The following is a 26,332-nucleotide window of genomic DNA, read 5'->3' on the forward strand; positions in this document are numbered from 1 at the left end:
AACACGGTAGCGACCGGTATTGAAATGTTCCGCAAACTCTTGGACGAAGGTATCGCTGGCGACAACGTAGGTATTTTGTTGCGCGGTATTGACAAGAACCAAGTGGAAAGAGGTCAAGTATTGGCTGCTCCTAAGACGGTACATCCGCACAAACACTTTATGGGCCAAGTATATATTTTGAAGAAGGAAGAAGGCGGACGCCACACTCCGTTGACTCCTGGTTACAAACCGCAGTTCTATTTGAGAACGACGGACGTAACGGGTGAATTGTCCTTCAAACAAGATATGATTATGCCCGGTGATAACGCCGAAATTGAAGTGAAATTGATTACGCCTGTGGCGATGGAAGAAGGCTTGCGCTTCGCAATCCGCGAAGGTGGCCATACGGTAGGCGCTGGCGTTGTAACCAAAATTATTGAGTAGTAAAATTGTTTAGTTCACTGTGGCGGGGGCATTTAATTATGCCCCCGCAGATAGTGTGAATAACAATATTTTTAGAGATTTGTTCTCTCTTTTAAGGATAATAAGATGGCTAACGAAAGAATTACGATCGCGCTGGTTTGCACCGAATGCAAAAACAAAAACTATTACCAAGTGCGCGGCAAAAAGAAAGAATACAAGTTGGAAGTCAACAAGTTCTGCAAAAAATGCGGAAAGAGCACCAAGCATAAAGAAGGCAAAGCCTAAGATTTTTTGTGGGAGCGTCGGTTAACTGGTAAACCACCGGTCTCCAAAACCGGGACTGAAGGTTCGAGTCCTTCCGCTCCTGCCAGGTTTTATATCAAGGAAACGGATATTTATGAATAAAGCAATCAATTTTCTCAAACAATCTGTTGGCGAATTGAGAAAATCCACCTGGCTTTCCAGACAGGAAGTGGTCCAATCCACTATCCTCGTTATGATTGTAGTGGCGTTGGTGTCTGCGTATGTCGGCGTCATTGACTTTGGCCTGACCAAAGTGTTGGGCGCAGTAGTCGGGGGTCGCTAATGGAAGAAAAAGCGTGGTACGTCGTGCACACCCAAACGGGGCACGAGGACAAAGTAAGAGAAAAAATCCTGCTTAATATTGACATCCAGGGCTTTGGGGACCGCGTTTTTCAGGTCCTGGTTCCCACCGAAGAAGTTGTTGAAGTCAAACAAAACAAGAAAATTTTACGCAAACGGAAATTTTTCCCTGGTTATGTGCTGGTACAGATGTTAATGACCAGCGAAGCATATTGGTTTATTAAGAATATTACGGGCGTAACCGGTTTCTTGGGTGATCCGAACCCCGTTCCGCTGCCGGAAGAAGAAATTGCCGGTATCGTGGAACTGACGGACAACCCCTCCGGCAAACCCAAACACGTGGTGGAATTTGAACGTGGCGAAAGCGTCCGCATTACGGAAGGCCCGTTCAAGCATTTCATCGGTGAAGTGGAAGAAGTCAACGAACAGAAGAACAAACTTAAAGTTATGGTTACGGTCTTTGACCGCAAAACCCCTGTGGAAGTGGACTTCTTGCAAGTAGAAAAGAACTAGATTTTACCGCAGTAAAGCAGTAAAAAATACGGAGTAACAACAAAATGGCAAAAGAGAAAAAAATTAAAGGTTACATCAAATTGCAGATTCCTGCTGGCGCCGCTAACCCGGCTCCGCCCGTGGGTCCGGCTTTGGGCCAGCACGGCGTGAACATTATGGAATTTTGCAAACAATTCAACGCCAAGACGGCTAAAATGGAAAAAGGTATTAAGATCCCGGTCATCATTACCGTTTACGAAGACCGCTCCTTCACCTTTATCACCAAGATGCCGCCTATGGCTGTGCTGATTATCAAAGAATTGGGCCTCGCCAAAGGTTCCGGCGCTCCCCACAAAGATAAAGTCGGCAAGATTACCCAAGCCCAGTGCGAAAAAATCGCCGCGCAGAAATTGCCCGATTTGAACACGAAAGACATCAAACAGGCCGCCGAAATGGTAAAAGGCACCTGCCGCAGTATGGGTGTGGATGTAGTAAAATAAATTTAAACTGAGGGAGGGCGAAAACGCCCGTTAAAACCTAAGGAGTATTTAAGATGGGAAAAAGATTGGAAGCCGCACAAAAGACGTACGACAAGTCCAAAGTTTACACGATGGCGGAAGGCGCTCAAATCGTAAAAGATAACGCCAAAGCCAAATTTGACGAAACCGTTGAAATTCACGTGAAACTTGGCATTGATACCAAAAAAGCCGACCAGCAGGTCCGCACCACCGTCGCTTTGCCGCACGGTACGGGCAAGACCAAACGCATTGCCGTTATCGCCAAAGGCGAACACGCGCAAGAAGCCCAACAGGCCGGCGCCGACAGAGTCGGTTGTGAAGACATTGTGGATGAAGTGCTCAAAGGCAAAATTGACTTTGACGTACTCGTTGCCACCCCGGACACGATGAGAGACTTGGCCAAAGCCGCCAAAATCTTGGGTCCGCGCGGTCTTATGCCGAACCCGAAGAGCGGCACCGTAACCTTTGAATTGGCTAACACCATCAAAGCGTTGAAAGCGGGCCGCATTGAGTTCAAGGCTGATGCGTACGGTATTGTGCACGCCATCATTGGCAAAGCGTCCTTTGACGCCGCCAAACTGGCCGAAAACGCCAAAGCGGTAATGGATACCATCCTCCGCGTGAAACCCAGCACCTCCAAAGGTGTGTATGTGCAGAGCGTATCGCTCAGTTCTACTATGGGACCTGGCGTATTTGTCAGTTACAAATAAGTTCTCTTTTGCACACGAAAACCCCGCAACTTTTTCGGTTGCGGGGTTTTTTGTGCCCTATTTAGCGACAATTTGCTATTATCTTTTTATAATATAAGAAAGCCTCACTTGGGAGAATTTTATGACGCCTCTTTTAACACGCACGCTTTGCACATTAACGATTTGTTTGGCGGCCCCTGCCCTGTTTGCCCAGGGGAAACCTGTCCGCAAGGTGCCTCGTGTGCTGACCAAAGCGGTCAAGGCGGCGCGCCCCAAAGTGCCCAACCGGACTTTTTCGCTCCCCAATTTGGAAAAACTACTCGTCCAGCGGGAATTGCGCACGCGCCAAGTGCTGGAAAAATTGCCCATAGCGGAACCCCTGCTTTTGCCGGATGAAATGCCCGCGCTGGCCGTAAATGGCTGGCCGTGGAAGCGCGACCCGTTGGGGCCGTATGTGGAACTCCCGTTTTTTAAGCGTTTATCGCCCGAAGCCCAGCGCAATTATTTCTTGGCGGCCAATAACCGCGCTATCGCCACGCTGTGGAAGCAACGCACGGCCTTGTTTGAGGCTTTAAAAGCCCGGGAAAACGATTTTTTAACACAAAAGGTATCCGAACCCACCAACAACCTATTTGCAGAAATGGCGGCCCAAATCGGCCCGGAAATCAACCAGGTAATGCTTGGTGAAATCCACGATTATGTTTGGTTACAGCCGGGCATAAGCAACTTTTTGGGAGCCTTGCGGGCCAAATATCCCAACCGCAAAATGGTGTTGGTTACCGAGTTTTTGCCGCGCGGCAAAAAGAATATGCTCCCTGCGCGCGAGTGGATGAGCAAGGCCAACCCGGAATACGAAGATTTGTTCAAAACCGCCACCCGTTTGGGTATCCGCATTAAAGGGCTGGAAAGCAGTTATGTGTTTTTTCATACGCCGCCGCAAATGGAAATCCCCGGTGTAACCCCAAAAGAGGAAGTAAATATGTGGAGTACACCCGAGGGGATGCGCGTGCGCAATGCGGATTGGTACAGGGCCATAGCCGAATACCGCCAAGAAGCGCCGGATGCGCTGTTTATCGTCTATGCCGGGGCGGAGCATTTGGATTATTCCAACCTCTCTTCGTTGGCCCGTCGATTTCCGCGGGAGGAAACCTTTATCGGTATGGTTTACCCGTATGTGTTGGACGAGGGGCAAATAATGACGTGCGACCCGGTGGACGAGGCCTTGCCCGCTTTAAATACGGTGAAATACCTCTCGTGGCCGTCCAAAGAGTTGCGCAACTTGGCCGGGTTTGATGTGCGTATCAAATTGCCCGAGCCGGAGAAACAGGAAGCAAAATGAAGCGGCTATTCGTATTTCTCTTCTTGATATTTTGTGCGGGGGCCGGTTGGGCGCAGGTGAGCGTACTGACGGTTACCGACGAGGATAAACACAAAACAAAAGAGGATTTCTACCATACCTTTGAGTATTTTATTAAGCCCGCGGGCGGCGGGCAGCAAGCCAAGTGCCAGGCTACGCGCATTGGGCGGCGCTGGTTTGCCACGGCGGCACATTGTGTGGCGCAAACCTGCCAAAACGGCTGTACGGTTCAAATGGATTTATTGGAGCGCCCCGTGTCCGCCTTGGCGAGTGTGTCGCACACGGCTAAAAAGCCGGCTGTATTTATCCACCCGGGCTATTCGCCCAAGGCGTTCGTCAAGAACGACTTTGCCCTCATACGCTTGGATTTGGATAGGACGCCCTTTGTCTATTATCAGCACGCTACCAAAAAACAGCCGTATAACCGCGCGTTGACTTCCCAGCAGTTTTCTGCCTATTTGGAGCAAAACCGCAAAGCAAAAAGCCAGTTTGCCCGTATCAAAAGCCCGGAATTGCCCCCGCTTGCGTTATTTGCTGATTACAACGCCATTATCCAGCGTAAAATTTCCGTTATTTCTATTTTTGACGGTGTACGCAAAATAGAGCCCGACCCGTATTCCGTACACTATGTAAAGGCCTTGGGCTTTGCTTACACCAAGAACTTTGGTATTCGCAAAGGGATGAGCGGCTCGGGCGTGATGACCAATACGGGGGAACTCATTGGCATTGTGTCCGGCAATATGACGTCTGCCCATTGGGCCAAACAACAGGACGGTTCAAAAATGGCCGCGGTGGAGGAGTTGTTTGTGTTCCCGGTGTTCAATGCGGATATTGCTTCCTTTATGGAGGACGTAATGGGGAGTGATTATTATAAACTCAGTTGGAAGGATGCCACCCCGCCTTTTGTACGTAAGTCCCGGCGCAATTACGCTTCTGTGATAGATTCCGTCAATTATATTAACCGTACGCTGCGCGCCGCACCTTAGCAGGCGGCGGATCTATGCGCTAGGCTAGTGATTAGTGGAGCCACACTGCTTCTGTTATGTCGCACACCCTGCGGGCCGCCACTCAATGCGATGAGCAACGATTAATTGAGCGGACACTCTATTTGTAGTGTTGCACGCTAATGCACACACCTTAATTTTTCTACCTAATAAAAAACCCCCGTTTTAAACGGGGGCTTTTAAAACTAATTATTTTTGGCTTCGCGCTTAGCCTTGCGGCGGGCATTGCGTTTATCCAAGCGTTCCTGTTTGGTGGTGCGGCGCTTGTAGCCGACGTGTTCAGGTGTGGTCGGGGCTTCGTTGTCAAAGTCTCCGTTCCACTCAAATTCCCGTCCGCCCACTACCAAGGAATCGCCGTCCTGCACCCCGTATTTAAGGAGTGCTTTTTCCAGACCGATTTTTTTGAAGATGCCGCGCAAACGCGCAATGGCTTCGGGCTGGTTGAAGTTCGTCATAGCGATAAACTCTTCCACTTTTTTGCCCGTAATGTGGATGACATCTTCCTCATCGCGGGAAATGGAGAAAATCGGCTCCACCCGGTGCGTAGCCGCGGCTTTTTTCACCTCTACCGGGGTTTCCACAGGCGTAGCGGCCAAAATTTTGACCACCTCGTCCAACACCTTGTTTACGCCCTCGCCCGTAGCGGCGGACATCAGCATTACTTTATGCTTTTTAAATTTCTTTTTAATCGTTTCGTACGCTTTTTGCGCTTCGGGCAAATCCATTTTGTTCACCACGATAATGCGCGGTTTGGCAAACAGATTTTTATCAAAGGTTTTCAGTTCGTTTTCAATTACTTTTACCGATTTTTCCGCGTTCATCCCGTTAAAACCTTCCGGGTCCACCAAGTGCAAAAGTACGCGGGTGCGTTCAATATGCTTTAAAAATTGCGTGCCGATGCCCTTGCCCTCGCTCGCACCCTCAATAATACCCGGGATGTCGGCGGTAGCAAAACTGAGCCCCTTGTGAAGCGTAATACCCAAGTTGGGGTTTAAGGTGGTAAACGGATAATCCGCAATGCGCGGGCGCGCGGCGGAAATGCGGCTTAAAAAGGTGCTTTTGCCCGCATTGGGGAATCCGACTAATCCCAAATCCGCCAGCACTTTTAGTTCCAAAAACAGCGTAACTTCTTCGCCCGGCTGGCCGTTTTCGGCAATGTGCGGGGCGGTGTTGTTGCGGGTTTTAAAGGATTGGTTGCCGCGGCCGCCCATACCGCCCTTGGCGACGGTAAATTGCTGTCCGGCTTCGGTCAAATCCACCAATACCTGCCCGTCTTTTTTAACAATCGTGCCACACGGCACGCGGACGATTTTGTCTTCCCCGGCGCGGCCTGTTTTGTTGTACGTGCCGCCCTTTTCGCCGTTTTGGGCTTCAATATGCGGGTTATACGCCAGTTCCAGAAGCGTGGTTAAGTTGGGGTCAGCCTGCAAAATGATGTCGCCCCCTTTGCCACCGCAACCGCCGTTCGGGCCGCCGAATTCAATGAATTTTTCGCGGCGGAAAGACAAGCAGCCATCCCCGCCTTTGCCGGCGGTGAGGTAAATTTTAACACGGTCTAAAAAACTTCCGGATTGCATAAATTCGTCCTTTCTACTCTAAATCGGTTTTGGCCGGAAACCAAATTAATATTCGGTTTGGGCCAGCAATTTTTTGGACAAACGGCGCTTCGCCTTGGTGCGTGCCCTTTTTACCTTGGCCCGCGCAGGCGACTTGGTGCAGGTGTAAACCCACTCGTCTTGCGAAACGTGCAGTTCGTCCTTCTTCATATCTTTATTGTATCATACAGGGGATATTTTTGCCCCCGCTTAAATGTACTACAAAAAAAGCGGCAGGAGTTATCCTGCCGCTTTTTAAACTGTGAAGCGCTTATTTAGCCGCGGCTTTTTTGGCCTTGGCGGGAGCCTTTTTCGCAGCCGGTTTCTTGGCGGCGGGCTTTTTGGCGGCTTTTACAGCCGGTTTTTTAGCGGGCTCTTTGGCTTCTTTGGTTTCCGCAACTTTCGGGTACACGGAAATTTGCTTTTTGCCTCTCGTTACCCATTCAAAAGTAACAATGCCGGCGACGCGGGCAAAAAGGCTGTCATCGCTGCTTCTAGAAACGTTGGTACCGGGCAAGAATTTGGTACCGCGTTGGCGGACGATGATTTCCCCAGCGTTTACAAACTGGGAGCCGTAGCGTTTAATACCTAAACGCTGGCCGTGGCTGTCTCTTCCGTTGGAGGAAGAACCTTGTGCTTTTGTATGTGCCATAGTTTAGTCTCCCAAGTTATGCTAACTGGATATCCGTAATTTTGATTTGCGTTAAATCCTGTCTGTGGCCGATGGTTCTTTCGTAACCTTTTTTCGGTCTCTTTTTGAAAACGAGGATTTTCGGACCTCTCAAATGTTTGACCACTTGAGCGGTGACCTTGGCCGTGTTACCGGCTTTGGCATCTGCCGAGGTACCTTCTTCGTTAGCGGCCCAGAGGACTTTCAAGTCCACATTGGCGCCTACTTCCGCGTCCAGTTTTTCAACCTGCAGATTTTGACCGGGCTTAACCCAGTACTGTTTTCCACCAGTTTCAATAATTGCGTACATAAGTTTATTATACCAAATAAAGAGACACCTCTCCCGTCCCCTTTGCCTTGCGGCGCGGGGCCAAAAGGGCGTTCTCCCTTAATTTGTATATATATTATAGCATAAACGCGGCGCTTTTTACTGGCGGACGTGCAGGCAGAGTGCAAATTTAATAAAATATAAAAAAGAGATTTAAGGACTATGCCTACTAAAATGAAAGAAGATTATTATCAAATCCTCGGTATTGAGCGTACCGCCACCGAGGTAGAAATCAAGTCTGCGTTCCGGCGCCAGGCGATGAAGTACCACCCGGACAGAAACCCGGGCAATAAAGAAGCCGAGGAACAATTTAAAAAAGTAAACGAAGCGTTTTCCGTCTTGTCCGACCCGCAAAAAAAGCAAATGTACGACCAATACGGCCACGAGGGCGTATCGGGCGCGGGCGGCTTTGGCGGGTTCAATGCCGGGGGCTTTGGGGATATCAACGATATCTTCGGCTCTGTTTTCGGCGATATGTTCGGCGGGGCTTTTGGCGGCGGACGCCGCGGGGCGCCGCGTGCCCAACGGGGGGAAGATTTAAAATTAGACGTTACCCTGACCTTGGAGGAAGCCTTTGCGGGTAAAGAAGTGCCCGTGGATTATACCCGCCTGGATAACTGTGCCGAGTGCGACGGTTCCGGCGCGGCCCCGGGTTCTGCACGCAAGACTTGCCGCTCCTGCAACGGGACGGGTACGGTAACGTATTCGCAAGGCTTTTTCAGTATGCGCCAAGTGTGCCCCGATTGCGGCGGCAAAGGCACGGTGGTGGAAAAACCGTGTTCCGCCTGCAAAGGTAGCGGCACCAAACGCGTAAAAGAACATATTACAGTGAAAATCCCTTCGGGCGTACGCACGGGTGTAACGTTGCGTGTATCCAACGGGGGTGATATCGGCACCAACGGCGGCGGCTTTGGTGATTTGTATGTAGAAGTACACGTGAAAGAGCATAAAATCTTTAAGCGCGCGGGCGACGATTTGCTGATTGACGCGCCGATTACTTATCCGCAGGCCGTGTTGGGCGGAAGCATTAAAGTGCCGACGATTGAGGGCAAGGAAATTGAAGTTACGATTCCCAAGGGTACGCAGTTCGGTTCTGTGATTAAAGTGCAGGGCAACGGGATGCCGCACTTGGGGAAAAAGGGCTTCGGGGATTTGCTCGTCAATGTGAAAATTGAGGTAATCAAAAAGCCGACGGCCCGCCAAAAGGAACTCTTGGAGGAACTGGCCAAGGAAACGGGCGGCAAAAAGAGTTTCCTGAAAGAGTTGTTTTCGTAAGGTTTTATAAAAACAAAACAAGCGGTCTGCCTATACGGGCGGGCCGCTTTTTTGTGATAACAACGGACAAAAGGTCCCAAAGTTGTTATAATAATTTTGTTGCAAAGCGGGTTTAAAAGCCCGGTACAATTTAATTCTGTTTTTGGAACCGTATGTGGAATACGGTGCGCTGCTTGGATACAAGCGGCATAGTTAGGATCCAAAAACAGTCGTTTTAGGCACAACGTGCGCGAGCCGATCCCTCGCGTGCGCTGTGCCGAGTGCTTTCTGCCATATTTTATATGGCAGAAGGCCACGGCTGTTATTATTTGGGTTATCCTAACTAGCCCGGTAGTAACGGCCGTTTTTTTATGGGCATTTTCTCCAAAGGCAGAACAAGGAGAAAATAATGAAAGGATTTATCAATGTTTGCCGTGCGGACACTTGTGCTAGTGGCGTCATTCCCGAGTGTTGTAGTCGGGAATCTGTTGTTACGAAACGACGAGATTCCGTAACCCTGCGGGCCGCCAAACCTTACGGAATGACGGCTGCTTGGGGTGCCCGCACGGTAAATGCCTCTATTGTGTCTTTCCAGGGTAAGGGTGCGGCCCGCAGGGTCCCGGAATCCAGAAATAAAATGAGGAGTTTTTCTAATAAACAGACTGGATCCCGGATCCACGTCCGGGATGACAACGACAACAGATCCCGTATAAAGACTCTACGGGATGACGGCTTAACGACACGTGGCCGCACGGCAAACGCGGGGTTTACCCTCATTGAACTTTTAGTCGTTGTTCTTATCATTGGTATTTTGGCGGCTGTGGCCGTTCCGCAATACCAAAAAGCCGTTACCAAGGCGCGGTTCGCCACAATTCGTACCGTAGTGGAAAATTTATACCGGGCGGAAGAAGTGTTTTATTTGGCGAATGGTTATTATCAGGCAAATACAGATTTATTGGATTTTGATTACAAAGGACGTTGCACCGGGACGGATGTGCTGACTTGTGATAAATGGTTTGTTGTGGATATTTTGGGTGGCGCTGGCGTGGTTACCAACCCGGATTCCTTATTCATTAATGCATATTATTGCCCAAAAGCGCAAGCGGCGGCAAATTGCGGGGATAACGCGGAATTTGTGTACACGCATTATTTGGCACACTCTTCCAAACCCGGGCAAATGACTTGCGTAGGTTATACCACAGAAGGAAAGGCCTTTTGTAAAAGTTTCCAATAAAAAACCCCCGCTACCAAAGCGGGGGTTTTGCAAAAAATGTTTTGCTTACTCAATTATGCCGCCGCCGAGGACAATGTCCCCGTCGTACATTACGGCGGACTGGCCCGCGGTAATGGACATTTGAGGTTCCGCAAATTCGGCTTCTATGCGCCCGTTTTCCAATACGCGCACGGTGGCTTTGGCCGGATTGTGCAGGTTGCGGATTTTAATTTCGCAGGTAAATTCCTGTGCCGGGGCTTCTCCGGCTACCCAACTCACGCGCTGTGCCGTCAGTTTTTGGGAGTATAACGCTTCCTTGGGGCCGATAACCACTTGGTTTTTGGCCGCGTCCAGACGGACGACATACATCGGCGTTTTAAAGCCGCTAATGCCAAGCCCCTTGCGTTTGCCAATGGTGTAGTGCCACAAGCCTTCGTGGCGGGCGACTACTTGGCCGTCCAGCGTAACGATATCGCCCGGTTTGCTGGGGAAGTTTAACAAATCGTTATAATCCCCGCAGTAAAAGTCTTGGCTGTCCTCTTTGTCGGCTACTTCCAGCCCGGCCTTGCGCGCAATTTCGCGGATGGCGGGTTTGGTCATTTCGCCCAACGGGAACAGCACGCGGGAAAGTTGCCGCTGGGTTAAGCGGTGCAAAAAATAACTTTGGTCGCGCGATAAATCTTTGGCTTTTTTAAGCAGGTATTTGCCCGATTTTTCGTCAAACTCCACGCGGGCATAGTGCCCGGTGGCAAATTTATCAAATTTAATGCCTTGCTTTTCGGCTGCGCTGGGCAGGACGCCGAATTTAATCAAACTGTTGCACAGTACGCACGGGTTGGGCGTGCGGCCGCAGGAATATTCCAGACGGAAGTTATCCAGCACGGCGCGACGGTACGGGTCCCGGCAGTCCACTTTTACAAAGTCAATGCCCAAATGCTTGGCGATTTTTTCTACTTCTTCCAGGTCTTCTTTTTCCGGCGCCAAGCAGGCGTTTTTGTGATATGGCCCCTCGGGGACCGGGAGCGACGGGTCCCATACAATCATCGTAGCGCCGATGACGTGGTAACCCTTGTCTTTTAAAATAACGGCCGAAGCGGCAGAATCTACCCCGCCGGAGAGGCCGATTAGGATTGTCTCTTTTTCCATCAATTCCCTCTTTGTGTTAAATTGTACTTTAGGTTGAAAGCCAAAAGGACACTATATTATAGTATTTCCCCCTGTATGAACGCCACCTTCCATAAAAAATACCCGGCGGGTGCCGGGTATTAAATCAGTTGCTTTGGTTTTGCTCCGCCGCGGGGACGGGGGCGGGAACCTCGTGGTTGGCGGGATTGTTGTTATACAATTTGCGCACGGAGGGGTAAATCTTTTTGAACGCCGCCACGATGTGCGGGTCAAACGATTTGCCGGATTCCTCCAAAATATACGCGTAAGCGTCGTCCGTCTTCCACGCTTTTTTATATACGCGGAACATACACAGCGCGTCAAACACATCGGCCACCGTTACAATGCGGGCCTCTATCGGTATTTCCTCGCCCTTTAAGCCCTTGGGATAGCCCGAGCCGTTCCACTTTTCGTGGTGGTAAAGGCTCATTTTGTGGGCAATTTTAAGCACTTGGGAGTGCGCCCCTTCCAAAATACGCCCGCCGTAAATGGTGTGCGATTTCATAATTTCAAACTCTTCGGGGGTCAGTTTGCCGGGTTTTAGCAAAATGTTGTCTGCCAAGGCCACCTTGCCGATGTCGTGCAGGGGGCTGGCGTTTTTGATAAGTTCGGCATCGTGCTTATTAAGCCCCAGCGCCAAGGCCAGCAAGTAGGAAATAATACTGATGTTTTTTAAGTGGGCGCGGGTGTCCTGCTGGTCGCGGTATTCGGCGGTAACGGCCAGACGGTAAATGGTTTCCAACTGCGCCACGTGGACGTCTTGGTACAGTTTGGCGATTTCAATCGCACTGCCCGCCAAGGTGGCAAGCAGAAGCAAAATGCCCTCGTCTTTCTTGTCAAAGGGGGTTCCGTCGGATTTATTGGCTACCTGAAAAACACCCAGCACCTTGCCGGAATTGTTTTTAAGCGGAATAGCCAGCATAGAGTGGGTGCGGAAATCGGTTACCATATCCACATCCATAGAAAACCGCGGGTCTTCGTAAGCGTTGGGCAGGTTGACGGTTTCGCCCGTGCGGGCCACTAAGGAAATTACCCCGTTGCCGTTAAGCGGTACGCGGATTTCGGTATGTTCCAGTCCACGCCCTTGGGCGATTTTGGACCAAAGTTCGTTCTTTTCTACGTCTTTTATGTAAATGGTGCACCGCCCGACATCCAACATTTTGGTAATTTGTTGTGCGATGATGTCCAGCAGTTTATCCAGGCGGAGTTCGCAGGAAATGCGCGCTCCAAATTCCACCAGTAAGTTTAACTTTTCCTCGGCGGAAAGTTTGCCGTTTTCCGGCCTAAATGATTCCATATGCTTCTCACCCGTTCAAACGTACGAAGTGGTCTGCCTTGGCTGATGGATAAAATTTCTTCAAATAAAAATTTAATTCCAAGGCGGACAGCCCTGACAATGTAAACACAGTCCCTGTCTGTGTCCGGGCGGCGCTTTGCACGGCGCGGAGCCAAATTTCGGGGGCGCGGTTAAACCGTACAAAACTGTAACCGAACGCGGGAGCATCCGCATCCTTATACAAACACTCTACAAAATTTTTTTTAAAAAGTGTCTTTAAAATTGCCTGTGCTTTATCAAACGCTTTGCCCTCGCGCAGAAAGAGGGCCCCTTTGTCTAACCGAACGGGGGCGTTTTTAAAGGCTTCCGCGTTTGCCGGGTTGCGGGGCAGGATATCCGTAACAAATTTAAGTTGCTTGGCGAATTCCTGCGCTTGGCGGCGGTGCTTGGGCCACGCATCAAAGAGTTGCGGTGCGCGCAAGAGGAATAAATATACGTCTATGCTGTCGGTTAAAAGGGGGAGTTGCCCGGCCTTTTGCCAGCGGATAATTAACCGTTTGACGGCGCGGCGGCTTTGGCGTACATTGCCATATACATAATCAAACAGGCCGCTTGGCGTATTGGGCCACAGCGTGGCGCGGTACTTTTGGTTGGCGGCTTTTAAAACGCTTGCGGCCAAATCCGGCGTGCAAAATTCCGCTTCCAAGGACGGCAAATAAATAAGCGTAGGTTTTTCGGGCGAAGTAGAAAGGTTTTGTTCTTTAAGCACTTTTTGTAAGGCCGGGGTGCGGCGCGGGAGCAGTTGGCTAATATAATTTACCCAGCCAAACCCAACTAAACGGGCGAGACCCGTCTTGCGGGCCAAAAAGAGAAGTCCGCCCGCGCGCAGAAACGCCCCCAACCGTACCGCGCGGCTAAATAAGCGTGGGTGCGTGGTACGCCAAGAAAGGAGCGTAAACAGCGTTTTGGGCAGCGTACTTAATTGCAGGGTTCGGCGCAGTTCCAGCATATGTTCGGCGGTTGGAATTTTGCCCGCGCAGGCTTGCGTGCACCGCCCGCAAAGCAAACAGGAATTAACGGCTTTTGCAAGCAACGCGCGGTTCTTTTTTGCGTCCAGTTTTTTTTCGGCAATCAGGCGTGCCAGTTGGTTACGCCCACGGGGGGAAAAGGTTTCCTCGCCACTTAGCCAATAGGTCGGGCAGGCTTGCTGGCAACTGCCGCAACGGTTGCAAAAGCAAATAGAATTGTACACGCTCCGTTCGCCAAAAGGTGTGTCTAACAGCGTTAAGTGGCGTTTGGGGTGCAACGGATCTAACTGCGGGGGAATAAAATCAAACATTTTTTTCTCCTGCCAAAACGGGGAACAAATTTTCGGGGTCTAACTGCTTTTTAATAGCCGCCCAAGGCAAATTGCCACTTGCGCGCACGAACGGCTTTTCCGGCGCGGCGGGGACGGGCTTGGCGTAAATTTTAAAGGTCAGTTGGGTTACTAGGCTCAAGGTGCCTTGTGATCCCGCAAACAGGCGGGTTAGGTGGTATCCGGCGGCGTTCTTCATTAATTTGCCGCCGTAGCGGACATAAGACCCGTCCGGCAACAGGGCTTCCACCCCCAAAACTTGCGCATAAAAGGACGGCAGACAACCCGAGCAAAACGCCCCGCCCAGCGTACCTTTGCTGTCCGGCAGAACGCTGTAAACGCCCGCCTGCTTTAAGGCGCGCGCCAAGGTTTTTAGGGCCACGCCCGCTTCGGCAGTTACGGTGTAATTGGTTTTATCAATTTCCAAAATGCGGTTTAGCGTTTGGGTGGATATTATATTGGCGGCCTTTGTTTTTAAGCGGGAATTTTCCCCGGTAATTAGGCAAGGCGCGTGCGCGTTTTTGCGCATTAAAATCTTGTCCGCCAGTTGCTTGATAGCGGGGGATAAAGCCGCTTGCGCACGGGCTTTTTCATCGTAATTTACCGGGATTAATTTAAGCGGGTTGGCTAAATTTTCCGGGTCTAAGGCTTTTTTAATTTGCGTGAAAAGGTCCAAGGTTGGCTTATCGTATTGGTAGGCCATTACGGCGCGTTTTTCCACGCCTATGCCGTGCTCGCCCGATACGGTGCCGCCGCAATCCACGCACGCCTGCAAAATTTCTTTTAGCGCGCGGGTTACACGGACGGTGTCGGGGCGGTTGCGCTCGTCAAAAATAATCTGCGGGTGAAAATTGCCGTCCCCCGCGTGGAAAAGCAGGCTCGCGTAAATGTGCTGTTCGTCCAAAATGTGCCGCACCTTGGCAAGCGCGCGGGGCAGTTCGCTCCTGGGCACGGTGCCGTCGCCCACCATTACGTTGGGGGCCAGCCGCGCCATTGCCGCATAAGCCGCCCGTCTGCCGAACCATAAGCGTTGGCGTTCGGCTTCCGTCCTGGCGGGCAAAAATTTAAGCGAGTGGTTTTTGAGGCAAATTTCTTCCAACTGCTTTTCCTGCTCATCAATTTCGGCGGGCGTGCCGTCCAATTCCAAAATAAGCAGGGCCTTGGCGTCCAGCGGGTAGCCCGCGTGGGCAAATTCTTCCACGGCGCGGGTGGTGATGTCGTCCATTGCTTCCACGCACCGCGGGATAATGCCTTCGGCCGCCAAATCGCTGACCGTTTGCACGCTGTCCGCCAGCGACGGGAAGGTTACTAAAAAGGTTTTAATATGCTTGGCTGCGGGCAGAATTTTTACCTTTAACTGTTTAATTACGCCAAGCGTTCCCTCACTTCCCGCAAGGAGCCCGATAAAATCGGGGCCGCTGTCTTGGCGGGACAAGTGAATTTCCGTACCGTTTGACATTACAAAATCCACTTTCAAAACGTGGTCAATCGTGCCGCCGTATTTCATACAGCGCGCGCCGCTTGCGTTTTGGGCCAAGTTGCCGCTTAACGAGCAAACGCGCTCGCTGGCCGGGTCCGGCGCGTAAAAAAAGCCGAGCGGTGCAAGGGAGTCTTGTAAGTCTCCCCCGGTAACGCCGGGCTCCACTAGCGCAAAACCCGCTTGGGTGTTTATTTGCAAAATTTTGTTTAGCGGGGCTACATTTAAAATAACGCCCCCGTTTAAGGCGGCGCAACTGCCCGCGTGGTTGGTGGCGCTGGCGCGCGGCACAAAAGGGATATGATACCGGTATAACACCTTTAACACCGGGGCGATGACGTCCGCCCGGCGCAAATGGATAAGCGCGTCCGGCCGCGTGCGGGATAAGGAACAATCATACGCGTAAACGGAAAGGGAAACCTCGTCGGTGAGCAGGTTTTCTTTCCCCACTATTTTTATAAGTTCTGTAAAAGCGGCGGACGGTATTTTCATAAAGTAATGCAAATTTTACACGGACAAGCGTGAACTTTTTGTATATTATTATTATATTATTTGTGTAAGGGACAAAACCAATGCAAACCCAAAAGAACCCCAAGCGCGTAGTGGTAGTGGGCGATGTACACGGACAGTTTGACCCGTTTGTCAAAATTTTGCGCCACGCAAAACTGATAGACGGACAAAACAACTGGTGCGGCGGACACGACCGTTTGGTGCAAATGGGGGATATTTTTGACAGAGGGCCCTTTTCCCGCAAGGTGGACGACTTGTTGGATACTATCCAGCAGCAGGCCAAGACGGCGGGCGGAGAAGTGGTAAGACTTGTGGGCAACCACGAGTTGGAACCGCTGTTGTCCAACTTTGTCATTTCCGGGTTTAGCAAAGAGGAAGCCCAATTTATGCGCGAGAAAATGACCCGCCAAGTGCTCTGCGGCGATTTACGCGCGGCATATGCCTACAAGGGGTATCTGTTCACGCACGCGGGCGTAACGCGCAAACTGTACCGTATTTTCCAAATGCAGTTGGACGAGCCCAGTTCCAACAATTTGGCGGTACTGATTAACCTGATTTTTAAAGAATCCATTAAGCACGAATTTTTTAAGCACCCTATTTTTAACATTAGCATCCACCGCAAAGGGGTGGACCGCTTTGGCGGGATTTTTTGGGAGGATTTGGATGATTTGGTGGCCTCTTATCCCGTCAGCCCGGTATGGCAGATTGTGGGCCATACGCAAGTGGTGCATATCGTGGTGGATAAGACGGCGCGGATTATCCCGGTGGATGTGGGGCTGCACCGCAAACTGCAATATTTAACGCTGGACGAAAAGGGCGTACCCCAAATAGTGGACGTGCCCGATGACCGCCCGGCAGAAGATTAAAAAACAGCGGACGTTTTAAAGAGTCCGCTGTTTTTTGTGTACTAAAAGTTTATTTGGCCAGGACGGCAGAAATAATTTTTTCGGCTTGGCGGTCCATTTCCGCGCGGTCCTCGGGCGCGTGGTCGTCCATACCCGACAAGTGCAAGGCCCCGTGCGTAACGTACATCATCATTTCCTGCAAATAAGTATGCCCGAAGGTTTTGGCGTTTTTGCGCGCCACTTGGTAACACACAAAAATATCGCCAAACTCCCACGGTTCGCCCGTATCAAACGGGGGACGCTCGTTATTAAACGAAATGACATCAGTTACATAGTGGTGGTCTAAAAATTCCTCGTTTACGCGCAGAATTTCCTTCTCGTCCACAAAAATCACGTTTACTTCAATGTTTTGTTTGGCGAATTGTTTGAGTCCGCGCTCCAAACAGGCTTTAAAAAGCCCTGTTTTGCGCAGGTATTTGGGAATATCGGTATTGTAAAAAATATGCGAAATCATTTCGTTTTTCCTGTATGTTTTTTGTCCCACTTGTCGTAAGCGGAAACAATGTCTTTTACCAGCGGGTGGCGCACGACGTCCTCGCCTGTGAACTCCACAAACGCAACGCCCTTTACCTTGGCTAATACTTCGGCCGCTTGCAAGAGCCCGCTTTCCTTTTTGTTGGGTAGGTCAATTTGCGAAAGGTCGCCGTTTACAATCATTTTAGAACCAATGCCCATACGCGTTAAAAACATCTTCATCTGGGCGGGCAAGGTGTTTTGCGCTTCGTCCAAGATGATAAAGGCCCGCTCCAAGGTGCGCCCGCGCATATAGGCCAGCGGGACGATTTCCAGAATATTGTTGTATTTAAGCGAGTTAAATTTTTCCATACCCAGCATAGAATAAAACGAATCGTAAATAGGCCGCAAATACGGGTCCACCTTTTCTTCTATGTCGCCCGGCAAAAAGCCCAGTTTTTCGCCCGCTTCCACAATCGGGCGCGTAACCACAATGCGCTCCGTCATCCCCAGTTCCAGCGCGCGCAAGGCGCACGCACAGGCCAGAAAGGTTTTGCCCGTGCCGGCAGGACCGGAGGAAATGACGAGGTCGTTGGCAAAGACGGCTTCAATGTATTTCTTTTGATTTTCGCTGCGGGCTTCCACGGGTTTGGCGTGTTCGGGGCGGAAGACGATGTTATTCACAAACGGGCGGTTGTCCTTTACCAAGTCAAGCGGCTTCTTTTCGGCGTTTAACGCAAGGTCCTTTTGCAGTTTGGCTAAGGCCTTATCCACGCGGGAATTGGTGCCCTTTACGGACAGTTCGGCTCCCGCGCCGTCCTCATCGTACTTTACAAAAACGGTTACTTTAAAGTTTTTTTCAAGCGCGCGGAGTTTGCGATCCTGGATTCCGAGCGCAATTAAAATTTCTTCTTGGTTTTTTAGTTTTAGGGTTTTAATCATATACAAAAAAGCGCGGCCTGTAAGCCGCGCTTTCGGTTAGAATTTGCTCTTGCCGCGCGGGATAACCACAATGCCCGAAGGGTCAATGTAGTATTTTTGCGAGTCGGCTTCCGTATCGTGCCCAATGGTTTGCTTGGGGGCGATGGTGTTAAAGCGGTCCATAATTACCTTTTTGAGTTTGGCTCCCGCCTTAATTTCGCAATTATCCATAATCACGCAGCCTTCCAGTTCGGCTCCTTCGCCAATGGTTACGCTGTCGCTGATTACGCAGTTTTTAATTTTGGCCTTGGGGTGAATAATGCACCCAGCCCCAATCATAGAGTTGACCACGGTTCCGCCCAAGTATTTGGTGGCCGGCACGCGGTTTAGCGTGGTGCTGATAGGCCATTGGGGGTTGTTTAAGTCCAGTTTGGGTTTAGGGCCCAAAAGGTCCATATTGGTCTGCCAAAACGATTCAATCGTGCCCACATCGCGCCAATAGCCTTGCTCTTCGTACGGTTTTGCGCCAGGGAGCGTTTGGCTTTGAAAGTTGTAGGCAAAGGTGCGGTGGTCCGCCAGAATTTTGGGCAAAATGTGTTTGCCAAAATCCAAGGCGGGCACGTCGCAGAAGCGTTTTTGCAAGACCTGCAACAATACGTCCGTGTTAAAAATGTAGTTGCCCATAGAGGCGTAGGCCGCTTTGGGGTTACCCGGAATACTCTTGGGGTGGGCGGGCTTTTCGTCAAACTGCACGATGCGGCCCGTTTCGTCCGTACCCAACACGCCGAAGGCCGAAGCCTGTTCCAGCGGTACGGTGTTGGCGGCGACGGTAACGTCCGCCTTGTTCTTTAAGTGGTAATCCACCATTTGCCGCACGTCCATACGGTAAATGTGGTCCGCGCCAAAGATGGCTACCAAGTCGGGCGCGAAGTCCTTCACCAAGTTGATGTTTTGGCGTACGGAGTCCGCCGTACCGCGGTACCAAATTTCGCCCAAGCGCATTTGCGGCGGCACGCAGGTTAAAAAATGGTCCGGGATGATACCTTCGCTCCGCCAAGTGGTGCGCAGGTATTCAATTAAACTTTGCGATAAATACTGCACCAGCACATAAGAGGAAAAAATCCCCGAATTGACGAAGTTGGACAATACAAAATCTACGATTCTGTATTTGCCCCCGAACGGGACGGAAGGTTTGGAGCGGTCCTTTGTCAGCGGATAAAGGCGCTCGCCCTTGCCCCCGGCCATAATCATACCGAGTATTCTCATAAATGTTTCCCTTTTTAGTTAGACTTAATTATTCGGAGCCTAACGGCAGTTGTTTGTTTAACGATTCAAACGCTTCCCACGACCACGGCATTTTTTCCGCCACGATTTTGGCGATTTCATCCGCATACACGCGGATTTCCTTCTGGGCGTGTTTGTCGGTGCGCAAGCATAAAAAGTTAAACAAACTGCGGGCGTTTACGCTCCAATAAAATTGGGTATATTGGCACACGGGCAATACGCCGCGGGCCATTTCGCGCGCGACACCGGCTTCCAAGAGTTTATGGTAAGCGGCGTAAGAGGCTTCTACGCTGGCCTCGTAAATTTTGCGCAGGGCTTCGTTGTCTAATTGGGAATCGGCCACGGAGCCTTGTTTGTTTTTGGTGTCCTGACCGCGGAATTTAGACGGAATATAAAATTCATCTTTTACTTCGGTATAGCGGGCGCTGACTTCGTTGTAAGAGCCCCAGCGGTGGCGCATCCATTGGCGCGCGACATAAATCGGGCAGCAAATATGAAATTGGAAATAACAATGTTCAAACGGCGTGTGGTGGGCGTGCTCCATTAAATATTTAATGAGGCGTTTGTCTTGCTCCGGGCCTTTGGATACGGCCCCGAACGATACACGGGCCGCCTGTACGGCGCGGTCGTCGCCCCCCATAAAATCTACCAAGCGCACAAAGCCCTTGTCCAACACGTTGATTTTTTCACTAGATTGTGGCACGAGTATTTCTCCTAATTATTTAAAAATTTCCACGACGGAACTGTTCCCGTCCGGCAGCACTTCGGCGGCCAAAACGGCGCTGTCCGTGCAGGCGGTGTCATATACCACGCCGTCCAATTCTACCGTGTCGGTAACGGACAGGCGGCCCTTTTCAAAGGTCAAAAAATGTATTTTGCTGTTTTGGTATTGGCCAAAAGTGTCAGACAAAATGCCTAATTTGGATACGCTTTCCACCGCTGCAAAGGCGGCGTTCCCCTCCGGTCCAAAGACTTGGACGGACGGATAAAATTTCAAAATCTCTTGCTTATATTTTACACGATTTGGAGCCCCGGCGAACAAATCTTTGCTTTCGGCCCGTTTCCCGTTAGCCATTACCAAGCGCAAACGCCCATTGGACGAGGTGTAAACCGTGTTTTGGGCGGTGGCGGTTTCCACCGCGTAATGGTTGAGCCCCGTCAGCCAGTTGCGGTAGGTGCTTATTGTTTCTTGGGTGGGGGCAAATTTGCCGTCCGTGTAGGCAAGCAAGCGGGCATTGCCCGGATAGATGCCCGACACAAACGGCTTTTGGAGCCAAATTTGCTTGCTTTTTCCGCATCCCAGTTCCTTGGCAAAATAGGATAAGTTGGCAATTTCCTTTAAGGCCCCGTCTTGGTTTTCCAGTACGGTGGTGAAAATAGATTGGCGTTTCTCGTCAAAGTACGAAACAAAGATTTGGGCTTTGTTATCCTTTACCGGGGCGGCCGATACGGCCAGGGCGCGTTTGCCATTGGGTAAGGTAAAAGCCATTTCTTCTTTTAAGGTGCTCTTGTCGCCGCGCGTCCATACGGTTACTTGGCCTTTGTTGGAAAGGGTAACAAAATTATTTTCGCCCGTTACGTTGGCTTCGGTTACGCCGATAACTTCCTGCTCCACAGGCTCATATACAGTTTTGCGGTGCGTGGAGGTTTTAGCGGTCTCTTGCGTGGCGGCGGGGAGTTCCTGCTGGGCTGGTGCCACGGCGGTTAAAACAACTTCCTGCCCGACGGCAATGCGTTTGTCCGCTTCCGTTTCGCCAACGGCATAGAGCGGCTGGACTTCCACAATTTTGCCCTCTTGGGAATAGTGATAAAGCAGGCCCAAATCTTTCCCGGTTTTGGGGTTGGTTAATTTTTCGGAAGAGAGGATAACCTTAAACAAGTCGCCTTTTTGCACATTACGGTTTAAAGAGGACGTGTCCAAATACACTTTATTGCCGTCCACGCGGACGACCATTACTTGCGCCTGTAAAAAGGCGGGAACCAAAAGAAAAGCGGTAAGCATAAATAAAAATTTATTTTTCATATAATAATGGTATAGCATTTTTGCCCGGAGTGAACAATGAAAAAAAATAACTTTGCCGATTTAGTAGAAACCTTTGCCATTTTGCGCGGCCCCAATGGCTGCCCGTGGGATAAAAAGCAAACACACGAAAGCCTGATAAAATGTTTGCAAAACGAATCGCAGGAACTGATTGACGCCATTAATAATAAAGACGACGAAAATATGAAGGAAGAATTGGGCGATGTGCTTTTGCAGGTGTTAATGCACAGCCAAATTGCGGCGGAAGAGGGGAAGTTTACGATTGATGATGTTATCCAAGGTTTGTATGATAAACTCCACCGCCGCCACCCGCACGTGTTTGGCGACCACGCCCACGCCACGAGTGCCGAGGAAGCCCTTGCCCTGTGGAAGGAAGCCAAACGCAAAGAACGTGAAGGAAAATAAGGGTAACGGCTGGTGGTTGCCGCGATAGGATTGCGTGGACGGTTTGAGGATTTACTTGATTGGTTACTTGCCAAAAAAGGAATTTCCGTGTCATCCCCGAGTGTTTTAGTCGGGGATCTGACGTTTTTCAAGAGAACGACAACCGCAAACAACAGATTCCCGACTACGACTTTCGGGAATGACTTGGGAAAAAGGCTCCTCATTAATAGAACTGGCAGTAGGGTAAGGTTAAGCCTGTTTTTATTTGCGACCTTGCAGAAAGAGTGTTGCCCAAGTAATCAGCGGAGCGCGTATAGAGTCGCGGCGCGCAGCGTGCGGCCCGGAAGGCCTTTTACTAACTAAATTGTATGCAGGACTAGGAGCGAACGAGGAAGGAATCCTGGCGGAAACGCGCGCGGAGCGCGGAGGTATCCGACCGAGTGAGCAACAACGTCCTGCATAAATTTAGGACGTAAAAAAACCCCCGCATATTATTTCGGGGGTTTAGCTCATTAGTGTCATTACTATGTTCCTCTTTCCTAGGGAGTCTCCGTCTCCGGGTCTTATGCAATAGGAAAACACACCGTGCTCTCACAACTGCAACCAAGGATATCGGGCTGTTCCCAAGTACTTTGTACTATTACTATAAGCCTATTTCCACATTTTTCAAGGCCTATTTTTATATAGGTCCTTTTTATTAAAAAACCGGAGCCTTTTAAAAGCCCCGGTTTAAATTATTTTTCCCACGCTTCGGCGTGCCCGATAGACGGAATTTCCGCCGGGTGAAAGTGTGGGTCCAGCCCTTTTTCTTTTTGTTTGCGGTAGTCGGCAAGCGCGTCAATCACTTGCTTGCGTAAGCGCAAAATAGCGTAAATATTCATCAGCGCCATAGCCGCCATAAACAAATCCGCCAAGTTCCACACCAGTTTTAATTGCAACACCGCGCCGGAAAGCACCATCAGCGTTACGCCCGTGCGGAAGATAAGCATTACGCTTTTTTTGCGGGAGATAAATTCCACATTGGCCTGCCCGTAGTAATAGTTACCGATAATGGACGTAAAGGCAAACAGCAGTACGCTGGCCGATAAAAAGTAGTTGCCGAAATTGCCTAGTTGCGAGGATAACGCCTTTTGCGTGAGCGCAATGCCTTCCAGCCCCGGGAATTGGGTATAGTCGGAGAGCAGAACGATAAAGGCCGTGCAACTACAAATTACCAGCGTATCAATAAACACGCTAAACGCCTGTACATAGCCTTGTTTGACCGGGTGCGAGGTGTGCGCGGTGGCGGCGGCGTTAGGCGCACTGCCCATACCGGCCTCGTTGGAAAAGAGCCCGCGGCGGGCACCCGTCATAATGGTAGCGCCCAATGTTCCCCCTGCGATGTTGTGCCAACTAAACGCATCGGAAAAGATAAGGCCGAAAATGTGGGGCAGTTTATCCAAGTTTAACACCATTACTATGAGCGTCAAAATGATGTACGCCCCGGCAAAGATAGGTACAATGACAGCCGAAAAGCGCGCAATGCGTTTGAGCCCGCCGAAGATAATAACGGCGGTCAGCGCGGCCAGCACAATGCCGCAAACGGACGTATCCAAATGAAAAGTAGCATTGAGCGATTGGGCAATGGTATTGGACTGCACGGAATTGAACACAAAGGCAAACGTCAGCGTGATGATGACGGAAAACGCTAAACCCAGTTTGGGGCTGTGCAGGGCGTTCTTCATATAATAGGCAGGTCCGCCGCGGAAATGCGTGCCCGTTTTTACCTTGTGGATTTGGGCAAGCGTGCTCTCGGCAAACGCGGAAGCAGAGCCGATGACGGCAATGAGCCACATCCAAAAGATAGCGCCCGGCCCGCCAACGGTAATGGCAATGGCTACGCCGGCGATGTTGCCGGTGCCCACGCGTGCGGCGGTGCTGATAGCAAAGGCCTGAAAGGGGGAAATATGCCCCGTATCGCGGGTTTCTTCGCCGCCGCTTATCATTAGTTTTAGCATTTCTTTGGGGCGGACGAACTGTACGAAGCGGGTGGCAATCGTAAAGTAGAGGCCGGCAAAAATAAGCGCGGCCATAAGCACATATCCCAAAAAACAATCGTTGATAAGGGATATGGCGTGCGTCAATAATTCAGTCATTAAAACTCCTTATTTTATGGGTATTGCGGGTACAATAACAAAACGGGAGTCCTTCAAAAAACACATTTTATAGTATAGCGCATTTTGAGGAAAAGCGAAACAATTTTTTAATTGAATTTGCGCAACTTGGCGGTAATCCACTTGTTAAAAAGCCCGTTGCTAACCAGTATCGGCGGGGTGAGGAGCATTGTGGAATAGATAACCGAGCGCGGAATTTTTACGCGCTTTTGCGGGTTTAATAAATCGGGCGTCTGCCATACTTTTAGCAGGGTATCCGCCGTCCATAATACGGGCCACGCTACGGCGGCGCGTCCGCCCGGCTGTGTTTTGGGCAGTTGCGCAAAGTAGCGCACGGCGCTTTTTAAGTTATTAACGCCCCATAAAATCCATTTGCGTTTGACAGGTTCAAAGCGGGCGGAATTTTCGGGGGCTAATAAATCAGCGGCTGTAAGGCCTGCTTCGGTTAAGTCCTGTTGCGGAAAATAGCACCGTCCGATGCGCAAGTCCTTGGGCAGGTCGCGCAAAATATTGACGATTTGTAACGCGTCCCCGATGTGCTGGCCCAGTTCGTAGAAGTCCGCTTCCGGCATTTTTATTTTGGCGGTAGCGCAGATGAGGCGGCTCCAAAACAGCCCCGGTTTGCCACCCATTAAACGGCAATAGTGTTGCAGGTCCGCGGGCGTTTGAAGGGAGCGCAGTTGGGCGGAGTGTTCCTCGGGAAAGGTGGTTAAGTCAATCTTCATCCCGTCGCAAACCGCTTGCACTACGTCCATAATAATAGGCAGTTGCTCGGCGGGCACTTGGTTCAAAACTTGCAAACAGGGCGGCAGATTTTTGATGAGTTCCTTTTCGTAAGGGTTTTCGCTCCCGCCGCAAATTTCGCTTGCCAGTTGCGCGGCTTCTTGCAAATTCTGCTCTTGCAACAGGTGTGGAAAGCGCTCAATCCAATACAGGCGCCGTTGGGCGGGTAGGATGGAGGTGTCGGCGATGGTGTCGGCGTAGCGGCACAGCAAATAGGCAATGCCAAACGCCGGGCGCATACTGCCGGGGAGCGCCTGGACGCTTAAATACAAACTGCGGGAAGTGTTTTTTAAAAGCGTCTCAATATCCATATATATAAGGATAGCAAATTTAGGGCGCAAAAAATTATTGACACCCGACAGTAAAAAAAGCATAATATATTTATGCAAATGTTAAACGTAAATTACTGCATTAACCACTATTCCTTTAACCCGATTAATTGGCTAAAGGAAGAAGTTGTTTATGCGGGCGTTTAATGTAATTTGATTTTTTATTTTTAATAGAACCCCGCTTATTAATGAAATAGGCGGGGTTTTTATTTTAACGATTTCCGGCTTCGGCCGGGAAAAAAATAAAACGGGTACAACAAAATAAAGAAGGCTTGCGTTTATAAGCGCGGCCTTCTTTTTTGTGGGTTGCGGGGTGCGCGGGCTTTTTGGTACCCTATATATAAGGATAGTAATGGCGGAATAAAATCCTGTTGACAAGGACTCCGCAATTAGTTATACTTAATATATAAGGAAACAAAAACGGATTTGTTTCCAGAGAAGTTTTCAAGAACCCTTTTTCAAGTTTTTGAAAAATCAGAAAAATGGGTCTTGACTTTTCTGTCTTTTTTTGTTAGACTATATGAGTAGTCAGAATTGATCTTTTAAATTAGCAAACTTCTTTAAAGTTTTTACCAACCAATTATAAACAGAAAACTTTTTGACAGCGAAACACCTCCTTATATTAGAAAAGGCGACCGGTGGACTGAGCCGAGTCAATCAAGTTAGTTTTATAATAAATAAAGTAAAAACATTGTAGTTAGGTCTTATCCCTTCGGTCCTTAGCGGCCACGACTTCCTTGAATATTCCAAGAAGTACAAAAAGACTTGACAATTTGATTTAAATATGTTTTAATATAAATGTAGTCAGTAAGCATACTACAAGTTTTCAAGAGTTTTTAAAAAGCGCTTGACAAACTGATAAAAAAATGCTTAAATAAAAGAGTAGTAAGGGTTGAGCGATTTAAACGATAGTTTAAAAAGGCTTGACAGATTGAAACAGATTTGCTAGAATATCTTTGTAGCCAAAGAGGGCTCAAAGAAGAAAAATAAATTTCCGATTGCTTTTTCCGAAGCAGGAAAAGAGCAACGAGGAAATTTCGTTCTGTGAAAATTTGACAGCAATGTGCGAATGGGCGATTTGAAATGGGAAGGTTCAAACCTAACATTTTAAATGCTCAAAGTAAGTCAGTCATAGACTATAATATGACACCAAGTTAATTCAAGTAAGAA

27 protein-coding genes and 1 tRNA gene are annotated in these 26,332 nt (G+C 49.8%); 13 read left to right on the forward strand and 15 right to left on the reverse strand.

Annotated elements, in window-relative coordinates; translation table 11 throughout:
- The 9 genes from ACR0QV_RS07100 to ACR0QV_RS07140 all read left to right on the forward strand — a co-directional run.
- A partial coding sequence (locus ACR0QV_RS07100; RefSeq protein WP_432635784.1) for an EF-Tu/IF-2/RF-3 family GTPase occupies positions 1–423 on the forward strand: 423 nt, incomplete at its 5' end.
- A gap of 105 nt (positions 424–528) precedes the next feature.
- Positions 529–687: a 50S ribosomal protein L33 gene (rpmG, locus tag ACR0QV_RS07105; RefSeq protein WP_177746420.1), complete on the forward strand. Its 159-nt coding sequence runs from the start codon at positions 529–531 to the stop codon at positions 685–687.
- 10 nt (positions 688–697) lie between these two features.
- Positions 698–772, forward strand: a tRNA-Trp gene (locus tag ACR0QV_RS07110).
- Between the two features lie 27 nt (positions 773–799).
- On the forward strand, positions 800–988 hold the full coding sequence (gene secE, locus ACR0QV_RS07115; RefSeq protein ID WP_177746423.1) for a preprotein translocase subunit SecE: 189 nt from the start codon (positions 800–802) through the stop codon (positions 986–988).
- Positions 988–1,518 (forward strand): transcription termination/antitermination protein NusG, encoded by a 531-nt coding sequence (gene nusG / locus ACR0QV_RS07120; protein ID WP_177746425.1) that lies wholly within the window; start codon positions 988–990, stop codon positions 1,516–1,518. Before secE ends, nusG begins: the two co-directional genes overlap by 1 nt.
- A gap of 44 nt (positions 1,519–1,562) precedes the next feature.
- Positions 1,563–1,997: a 50S ribosomal protein L11 gene (gene rplK / locus ACR0QV_RS07125; protein ID WP_087289383.1), complete on the forward strand. Its 435-nt coding sequence runs from the start codon at positions 1,563–1,565 to the stop codon at positions 1,995–1,997.
- A 53-nt stretch (positions 1,998–2,050) separates the two neighbouring features.
- Positions 2,051–2,725, forward strand: coding sequence for a 50S ribosomal protein L1 (rplA, locus tag ACR0QV_RS07130; RefSeq protein WP_432635787.1), 675 nt, complete (start codon positions 2,051–2,053; stop codon positions 2,723–2,725).
- A gap of 121 nt (positions 2,726–2,846) precedes the next feature.
- Positions 2,847–4,043, forward strand: coding sequence for a hypothetical protein (locus tag ACR0QV_RS07135; protein ID WP_432635789.1), 1,197 nt, complete (start codon positions 2,847–2,849; stop codon positions 4,041–4,043).
- A complete protein-coding gene (locus ACR0QV_RS07140) occupies positions 4,040–5,047 on the forward strand; it encodes a trypsin-like serine protease (protein ID WP_432635791.1) in 1,008 nt (335 codons plus the stop codon). Before ACR0QV_RS07135 ends, ACR0QV_RS07140 begins: the two co-directional genes overlap by 4 nt.
- 203 nt (positions 5,048–5,250) lie before the next feature.
- Here ACR0QV_RS07140 and obgE read toward each other — a convergent pair whose 3' ends face one another.
- From obgE to rplU, 4 genes are all read right to left on the reverse strand, one after another.
- A complete protein-coding gene (gene obgE, locus ACR0QV_RS07145) occupies positions 5,251–6,642 on the reverse strand; it encodes a GTPase ObgE (RefSeq protein WP_432635793.1) in 1,392 nt (463 codons plus the stop codon).
- A gap of 45 nt (positions 6,643–6,687) precedes the next feature.
- Entirely contained in the window at positions 6,688–6,831 is a 144-nt protein-coding gene (locus ACR0QV_RS07150; protein ID WP_177746441.1) for a hypothetical protein, read from the reverse strand.
- 100 nt (positions 6,832–6,931) lie between these two features.
- A complete protein-coding gene (rpmA, locus tag ACR0QV_RS07155) occupies positions 6,932–7,312 on the reverse strand; it encodes a 50S ribosomal protein L27 (RefSeq protein WP_432635795.1) in 381 nt (126 codons plus the stop codon).
- Between the two features lie 16 nt (positions 7,313–7,328).
- Positions 7,329–7,640 (reverse strand): 50S ribosomal protein L21, encoded by a 312-nt coding sequence (gene rplU, locus ACR0QV_RS07160; RefSeq protein ID WP_177746445.1) that lies wholly within the window; start codon positions 7,638–7,640, stop codon positions 7,329–7,331.
- Between the two features lie 180 nt (positions 7,641–7,820).
- Between rplU and dnaJ the strand changes: the two genes are divergently transcribed.
- Positions 7,821–8,933: a molecular chaperone DnaJ gene (dnaJ, locus tag ACR0QV_RS07165; protein WP_432635798.1), complete on the forward strand. Its 1,113-nt coding sequence runs from the start codon at positions 7,821–7,823 to the stop codon at positions 8,931–8,933.
- Between the two features lie 388 nt (positions 8,934–9,321).
- Positions 9,322–10,146 (forward strand): type IV pilin protein, encoded by an 825-nt coding sequence (locus tag ACR0QV_RS07170; RefSeq protein WP_432635800.1) that lies wholly within the window; start codon positions 9,322–9,324, stop codon positions 10,144–10,146.
- Positions 10,147–10,191: 45 nt separating this feature from the next.
- Here the strand turns inward: ACR0QV_RS07170 and mnmA are convergent, their stop codons facing one another.
- From mnmA to ACR0QV_RS07190, 4 genes are all read right to left on the reverse strand, one after another.
- Positions 10,192–11,271 carry a tRNA 2-thiouridine(34) synthase MnmA gene (gene mnmA, locus ACR0QV_RS07175; protein ID WP_432635802.1) on the reverse strand — a complete coding sequence of 360 codons (1,080 nt, stop codon included), beginning with the start codon at positions 11,269–11,271 and terminating at the stop codon, positions 10,192–10,194.
- 124 nt (positions 11,272–11,395) lie between these two features.
- Positions 11,396–12,586 carry an HD domain-containing phosphohydrolase gene (locus ACR0QV_RS07180; RefSeq protein ID WP_432635804.1) on the reverse strand — a complete coding sequence of 397 codons (1,191 nt, stop codon included), beginning with the start codon at positions 12,584–12,586 and terminating at the stop codon, positions 11,396–11,398.
- Positions 12,587–12,593: 7 nt separating this feature from the next.
- Positions 12,594–13,904 carry a 4Fe-4S dicluster domain-containing protein gene (locus ACR0QV_RS07185; RefSeq protein WP_432635806.1) on the reverse strand — a complete coding sequence of 437 codons (1,311 nt, stop codon included), beginning with the start codon at positions 13,902–13,904 and terminating at the stop codon, positions 12,594–12,596.
- On the reverse strand, positions 13,897–15,891 hold the full coding sequence (locus ACR0QV_RS07190; protein ID WP_432635808.1) for an FAD-binding oxidoreductase: 1,995 nt from the start codon (positions 15,889–15,891) through the stop codon (positions 13,897–13,899). Before ACR0QV_RS07190 ends, ACR0QV_RS07185 begins: the two co-directional genes overlap by 8 nt.
- An 80-nt stretch (positions 15,892–15,971) precedes the next feature.
- Between ACR0QV_RS07190 and ACR0QV_RS07195 the strand changes: the two genes are divergently transcribed.
- The gene (locus ACR0QV_RS07195) at positions 15,972–16,775 is read left to right on the forward strand and encodes a metallophosphoesterase (RefSeq protein ID WP_432635810.1); all 804 of its coding nucleotides are present in this window, start codon (positions 15,972–15,974) and stop codon (positions 16,773–16,775) included.
- Positions 16,776–16,824: 49 nt separating this feature from the next.
- On the opposite strand, the gene ybeY is transcribed toward ACR0QV_RS07195, so the two are convergent.
- The 5 genes from ybeY to ACR0QV_RS07220 all read right to left on the reverse strand — a co-directional run bounded on the left by ybeY (position 16,825) and on the right by ACR0QV_RS07220 (position 21,495).
- On the reverse strand, positions 16,825–17,268 hold the full coding sequence (gene ybeY, locus ACR0QV_RS07200) for an rRNA maturation RNase YbeY (protein ID WP_432635812.1): 444 nt from the start codon (positions 17,266–17,268) through the stop codon (positions 16,825–16,827).
- The gene (locus ACR0QV_RS07205) at positions 17,265–18,209 is read right to left on the reverse strand and encodes a PhoH family protein (protein ID WP_432635814.1); all 945 of its coding nucleotides are present in this window, start codon (positions 18,207–18,209) and stop codon (positions 17,265–17,267) included. Before ACR0QV_RS07205 ends, ybeY begins: the two co-directional genes overlap by 4 nt.
- A gap of 36 nt (positions 18,210–18,245) precedes the next feature.
- Entirely contained in the window at positions 18,246–19,454 is a 1,209-nt protein-coding gene (locus tag ACR0QV_RS07210; RefSeq protein WP_432635816.1) for a glucose-1-phosphate adenylyltransferase, read from the reverse strand.
- Positions 19,455–19,482: 28 nt separating this feature from the next.
- Positions 19,483–20,112: an FAD-dependent thymidylate synthase gene (gene thyX, locus ACR0QV_RS07215; protein ID WP_428052307.1), complete on the reverse strand. Its 630-nt coding sequence runs from the start codon at positions 20,110–20,112 to the stop codon at positions 19,483–19,485.
- Positions 20,113–20,190: 78 nt separating this feature from the next.
- On the reverse strand, positions 20,191–21,495 hold the full coding sequence (locus tag ACR0QV_RS07220; protein WP_432635818.1) for a hypothetical protein: 1,305 nt from the start codon (positions 21,493–21,495) through the stop codon (positions 20,191–20,193).
- A gap of 36 nt (positions 21,496–21,531) precedes the next feature.
- Here ACR0QV_RS07220 and ACR0QV_RS07225 point away from each other — a divergent pair, with 36 nt between their 5' ends.
- Positions 21,532–21,918, forward strand: coding sequence for a MazG family protein (locus tag ACR0QV_RS07225; protein ID WP_432635820.1), 387 nt, complete (start codon positions 21,532–21,534; stop codon positions 21,916–21,918).
- Between the two features lie 713 nt (positions 21,919–22,631).
- On the opposite strand, the gene ACR0QV_RS07230 is transcribed toward ACR0QV_RS07225, so the two are convergent.
- Together ACR0QV_RS07230 and ACR0QV_RS07235 are read right to left on the reverse strand one after the other, a co-directional pair.
- Complete coding sequence (locus ACR0QV_RS07230) at positions 22,632–24,032, reverse strand: alanine/glycine:cation symporter family protein (protein ID WP_432635822.1); 1,401 nt, start codon at positions 24,030–24,032, stop codon at positions 22,632–22,634.
- Positions 24,033–24,139: 107 nt separating this feature from the next.
- A complete protein-coding gene (locus ACR0QV_RS07235) occupies positions 24,140–25,144 on the reverse strand; it encodes a phytoene/squalene synthase family protein (RefSeq protein WP_432635824.1) in 1,005 nt (334 codons plus the stop codon).
- Positions 25,145–26,332 lie beyond the last annotated feature (1,188 nt).

The sequence above is a fragment of the Candidatus Avelusimicrobium sp. genome, from assembly GCF_050873505.1.
In the GTDB taxonomy this organism is placed as follows: Bacteria; Elusimicrobiota; Elusimicrobia; order Elusimicrobiales; family Elusimicrobiaceae; genus Avelusimicrobium.

What these genes read in the sequence shown, in the direction of transcription:
- ACR0QV_RS07180 (WP_432635804.1), bottom strand. Translation starts at nt 12,586, where the DNA reads ATGGAATCATTTAGGCCGGAAAACGGCAAACTTTCCGCCGAGGAAAAG.
- rplA (WP_432635787.1), top strand. Translation starts at nt 2,051, where the DNA reads ATGGGAAAAAGATTGGAAGCCGCACAAAAGACGTACGACAAGTCCAAA.
- ACR0QV_RS07205 (WP_432635814.1), bottom strand. Translation starts at nt 18,209, where the DNA reads ATGATTAAAACCCTAAAACTAAAAAACCAAGAAGAAATTTTAATTGCG.
- ACR0QV_RS07135 (WP_432635789.1), top strand. Translation starts at nt 2,847, where the DNA reads ATGACGCCTCTTTTAACACGCACGCTTTGCACATTAACGATTTGTTTG.
- ACR0QV_RS07190 (WP_432635808.1), bottom strand. Translation starts at nt 15,891, where the DNA reads ATGAAAATACCGTCCGCCGCTTTTACAGAACTTATAAAAATAGTGGGG.
- nusG (WP_177746425.1), top strand. Translation starts at nt 988, where the DNA reads ATGGAAGAAAAAGCGTGGTACGTCGTGCACACCCAAACGGGGCACGAG.
- obgE (WP_432635793.1), bottom strand. Translation starts at nt 6,642, where the DNA reads ATGCAATCCGGAAGTTTTTTAGACCGTGTTAAAATTTACCTCACCGCC.
- secE (WP_177746423.1), top strand. Translation starts at nt 800, where the DNA reads ATGAATAAAGCAATCAATTTTCTCAAACAATCTGTTGGCGAATTGAGA.
- ACR0QV_RS07150 (WP_177746441.1), bottom strand. Translation starts at nt 6,831, where the DNA reads ATGAAGAAGGACGAACTGCACGTTTCGCAAGACGAGTGGGTTTACACC.
- rpmA (WP_432635795.1), bottom strand. Translation starts at nt 7,312, where the DNA reads ATGGCACATACAAAAGCACAAGGTTCTTCCTCCAACGGAAGAGACAGC.
- rplU (WP_177746445.1), bottom strand. Translation starts at nt 7,640, where the DNA reads ATGTACGCAATTATTGAAACTGGTGGAAAACAGTACTGGGTTAAGCCC.
- ACR0QV_RS07235 (WP_432635824.1), bottom strand. Translation starts at nt 25,144, where the DNA reads ATGGATATTGAGACGCTTTTAAAAAACACTTCCCGCAGTTTGTATTTA.
- ACR0QV_RS07230 (WP_432635822.1), bottom strand. Translation starts at nt 24,032, where the DNA reads ATGACTGAATTATTGACGCACGCCATATCCCTTATCAACGATTGTTTT.
- mnmA (WP_432635802.1), bottom strand. Translation starts at nt 11,271, where the DNA reads ATGGAAAAAGAGACAATCCTAATCGGCCTCTCCGGCGGGGTAGATTCT.
- ybeY (WP_432635812.1), bottom strand. Translation starts at nt 17,268, where the DNA reads ATGATTTCGCATATTTTTTACAATACCGATATTCCCAAATACCTGCGC.
- rpmG (WP_177746420.1), top strand. Translation starts at nt 529, where the DNA reads ATGGCTAACGAAAGAATTACGATCGCGCTGGTTTGCACCGAATGCAAA.
- ACR0QV_RS07225 (WP_432635820.1), top strand. Translation starts at nt 21,532, where the DNA reads ATGAAAAAAAATAACTTTGCCGATTTAGTAGAAACCTTTGCCATTTTG.
- ACR0QV_RS07185 (WP_432635806.1), bottom strand. Translation starts at nt 13,904, where the DNA reads ATGTTTGATTTTATTCCCCCGCAGTTAGATCCGTTGCACCCCAAACGC.
- dnaJ (WP_432635798.1), top strand. Translation starts at nt 7,821, where the DNA reads ATGCCTACTAAAATGAAAGAAGATTATTATCAAATCCTCGGTATTGAG.
- ACR0QV_RS07210 (WP_432635816.1), bottom strand. Translation starts at nt 19,454, where the DNA reads ATGAGAATACTCGGTATGATTATGGCCGGGGGCAAGGGCGAGCGCCTT.
- ACR0QV_RS07140 (WP_432635791.1), top strand. Translation starts at nt 4,040, where the DNA reads ATGAAGCGGCTATTCGTATTTCTCTTCTTGATATTTTGTGCGGGGGCC.
- ACR0QV_RS07220 (WP_432635818.1), bottom strand. Translation starts at nt 21,495, where the DNA reads ATGAAAAATAAATTTTTATTTATGCTTACCGCTTTTCTTTTGGTTCCC.
- thyX (WP_428052307.1), bottom strand. Translation starts at nt 20,112, where the DNA reads ATGGGGGGCGACGACCGCGCCGTACAGGCGGCCCGTGTATCGTTCGGG.
- rplK (WP_087289383.1), top strand. Translation starts at nt 1,563, where the DNA reads ATGGCAAAAGAGAAAAAAATTAAAGGTTACATCAAATTGCAGATTCCT.
- ACR0QV_RS07195 (WP_432635810.1), top strand. Translation starts at nt 15,972, where the DNA reads ATGCAAACCCAAAAGAACCCCAAGCGCGTAGTGGTAGTGGGCGATGTA.
- ACR0QV_RS07170 (WP_432635800.1), top strand. Translation starts at nt 9,322, where the DNA reads ATGAAAGGATTTATCAATGTTTGCCGTGCGGACACTTGTGCTAGTGGC.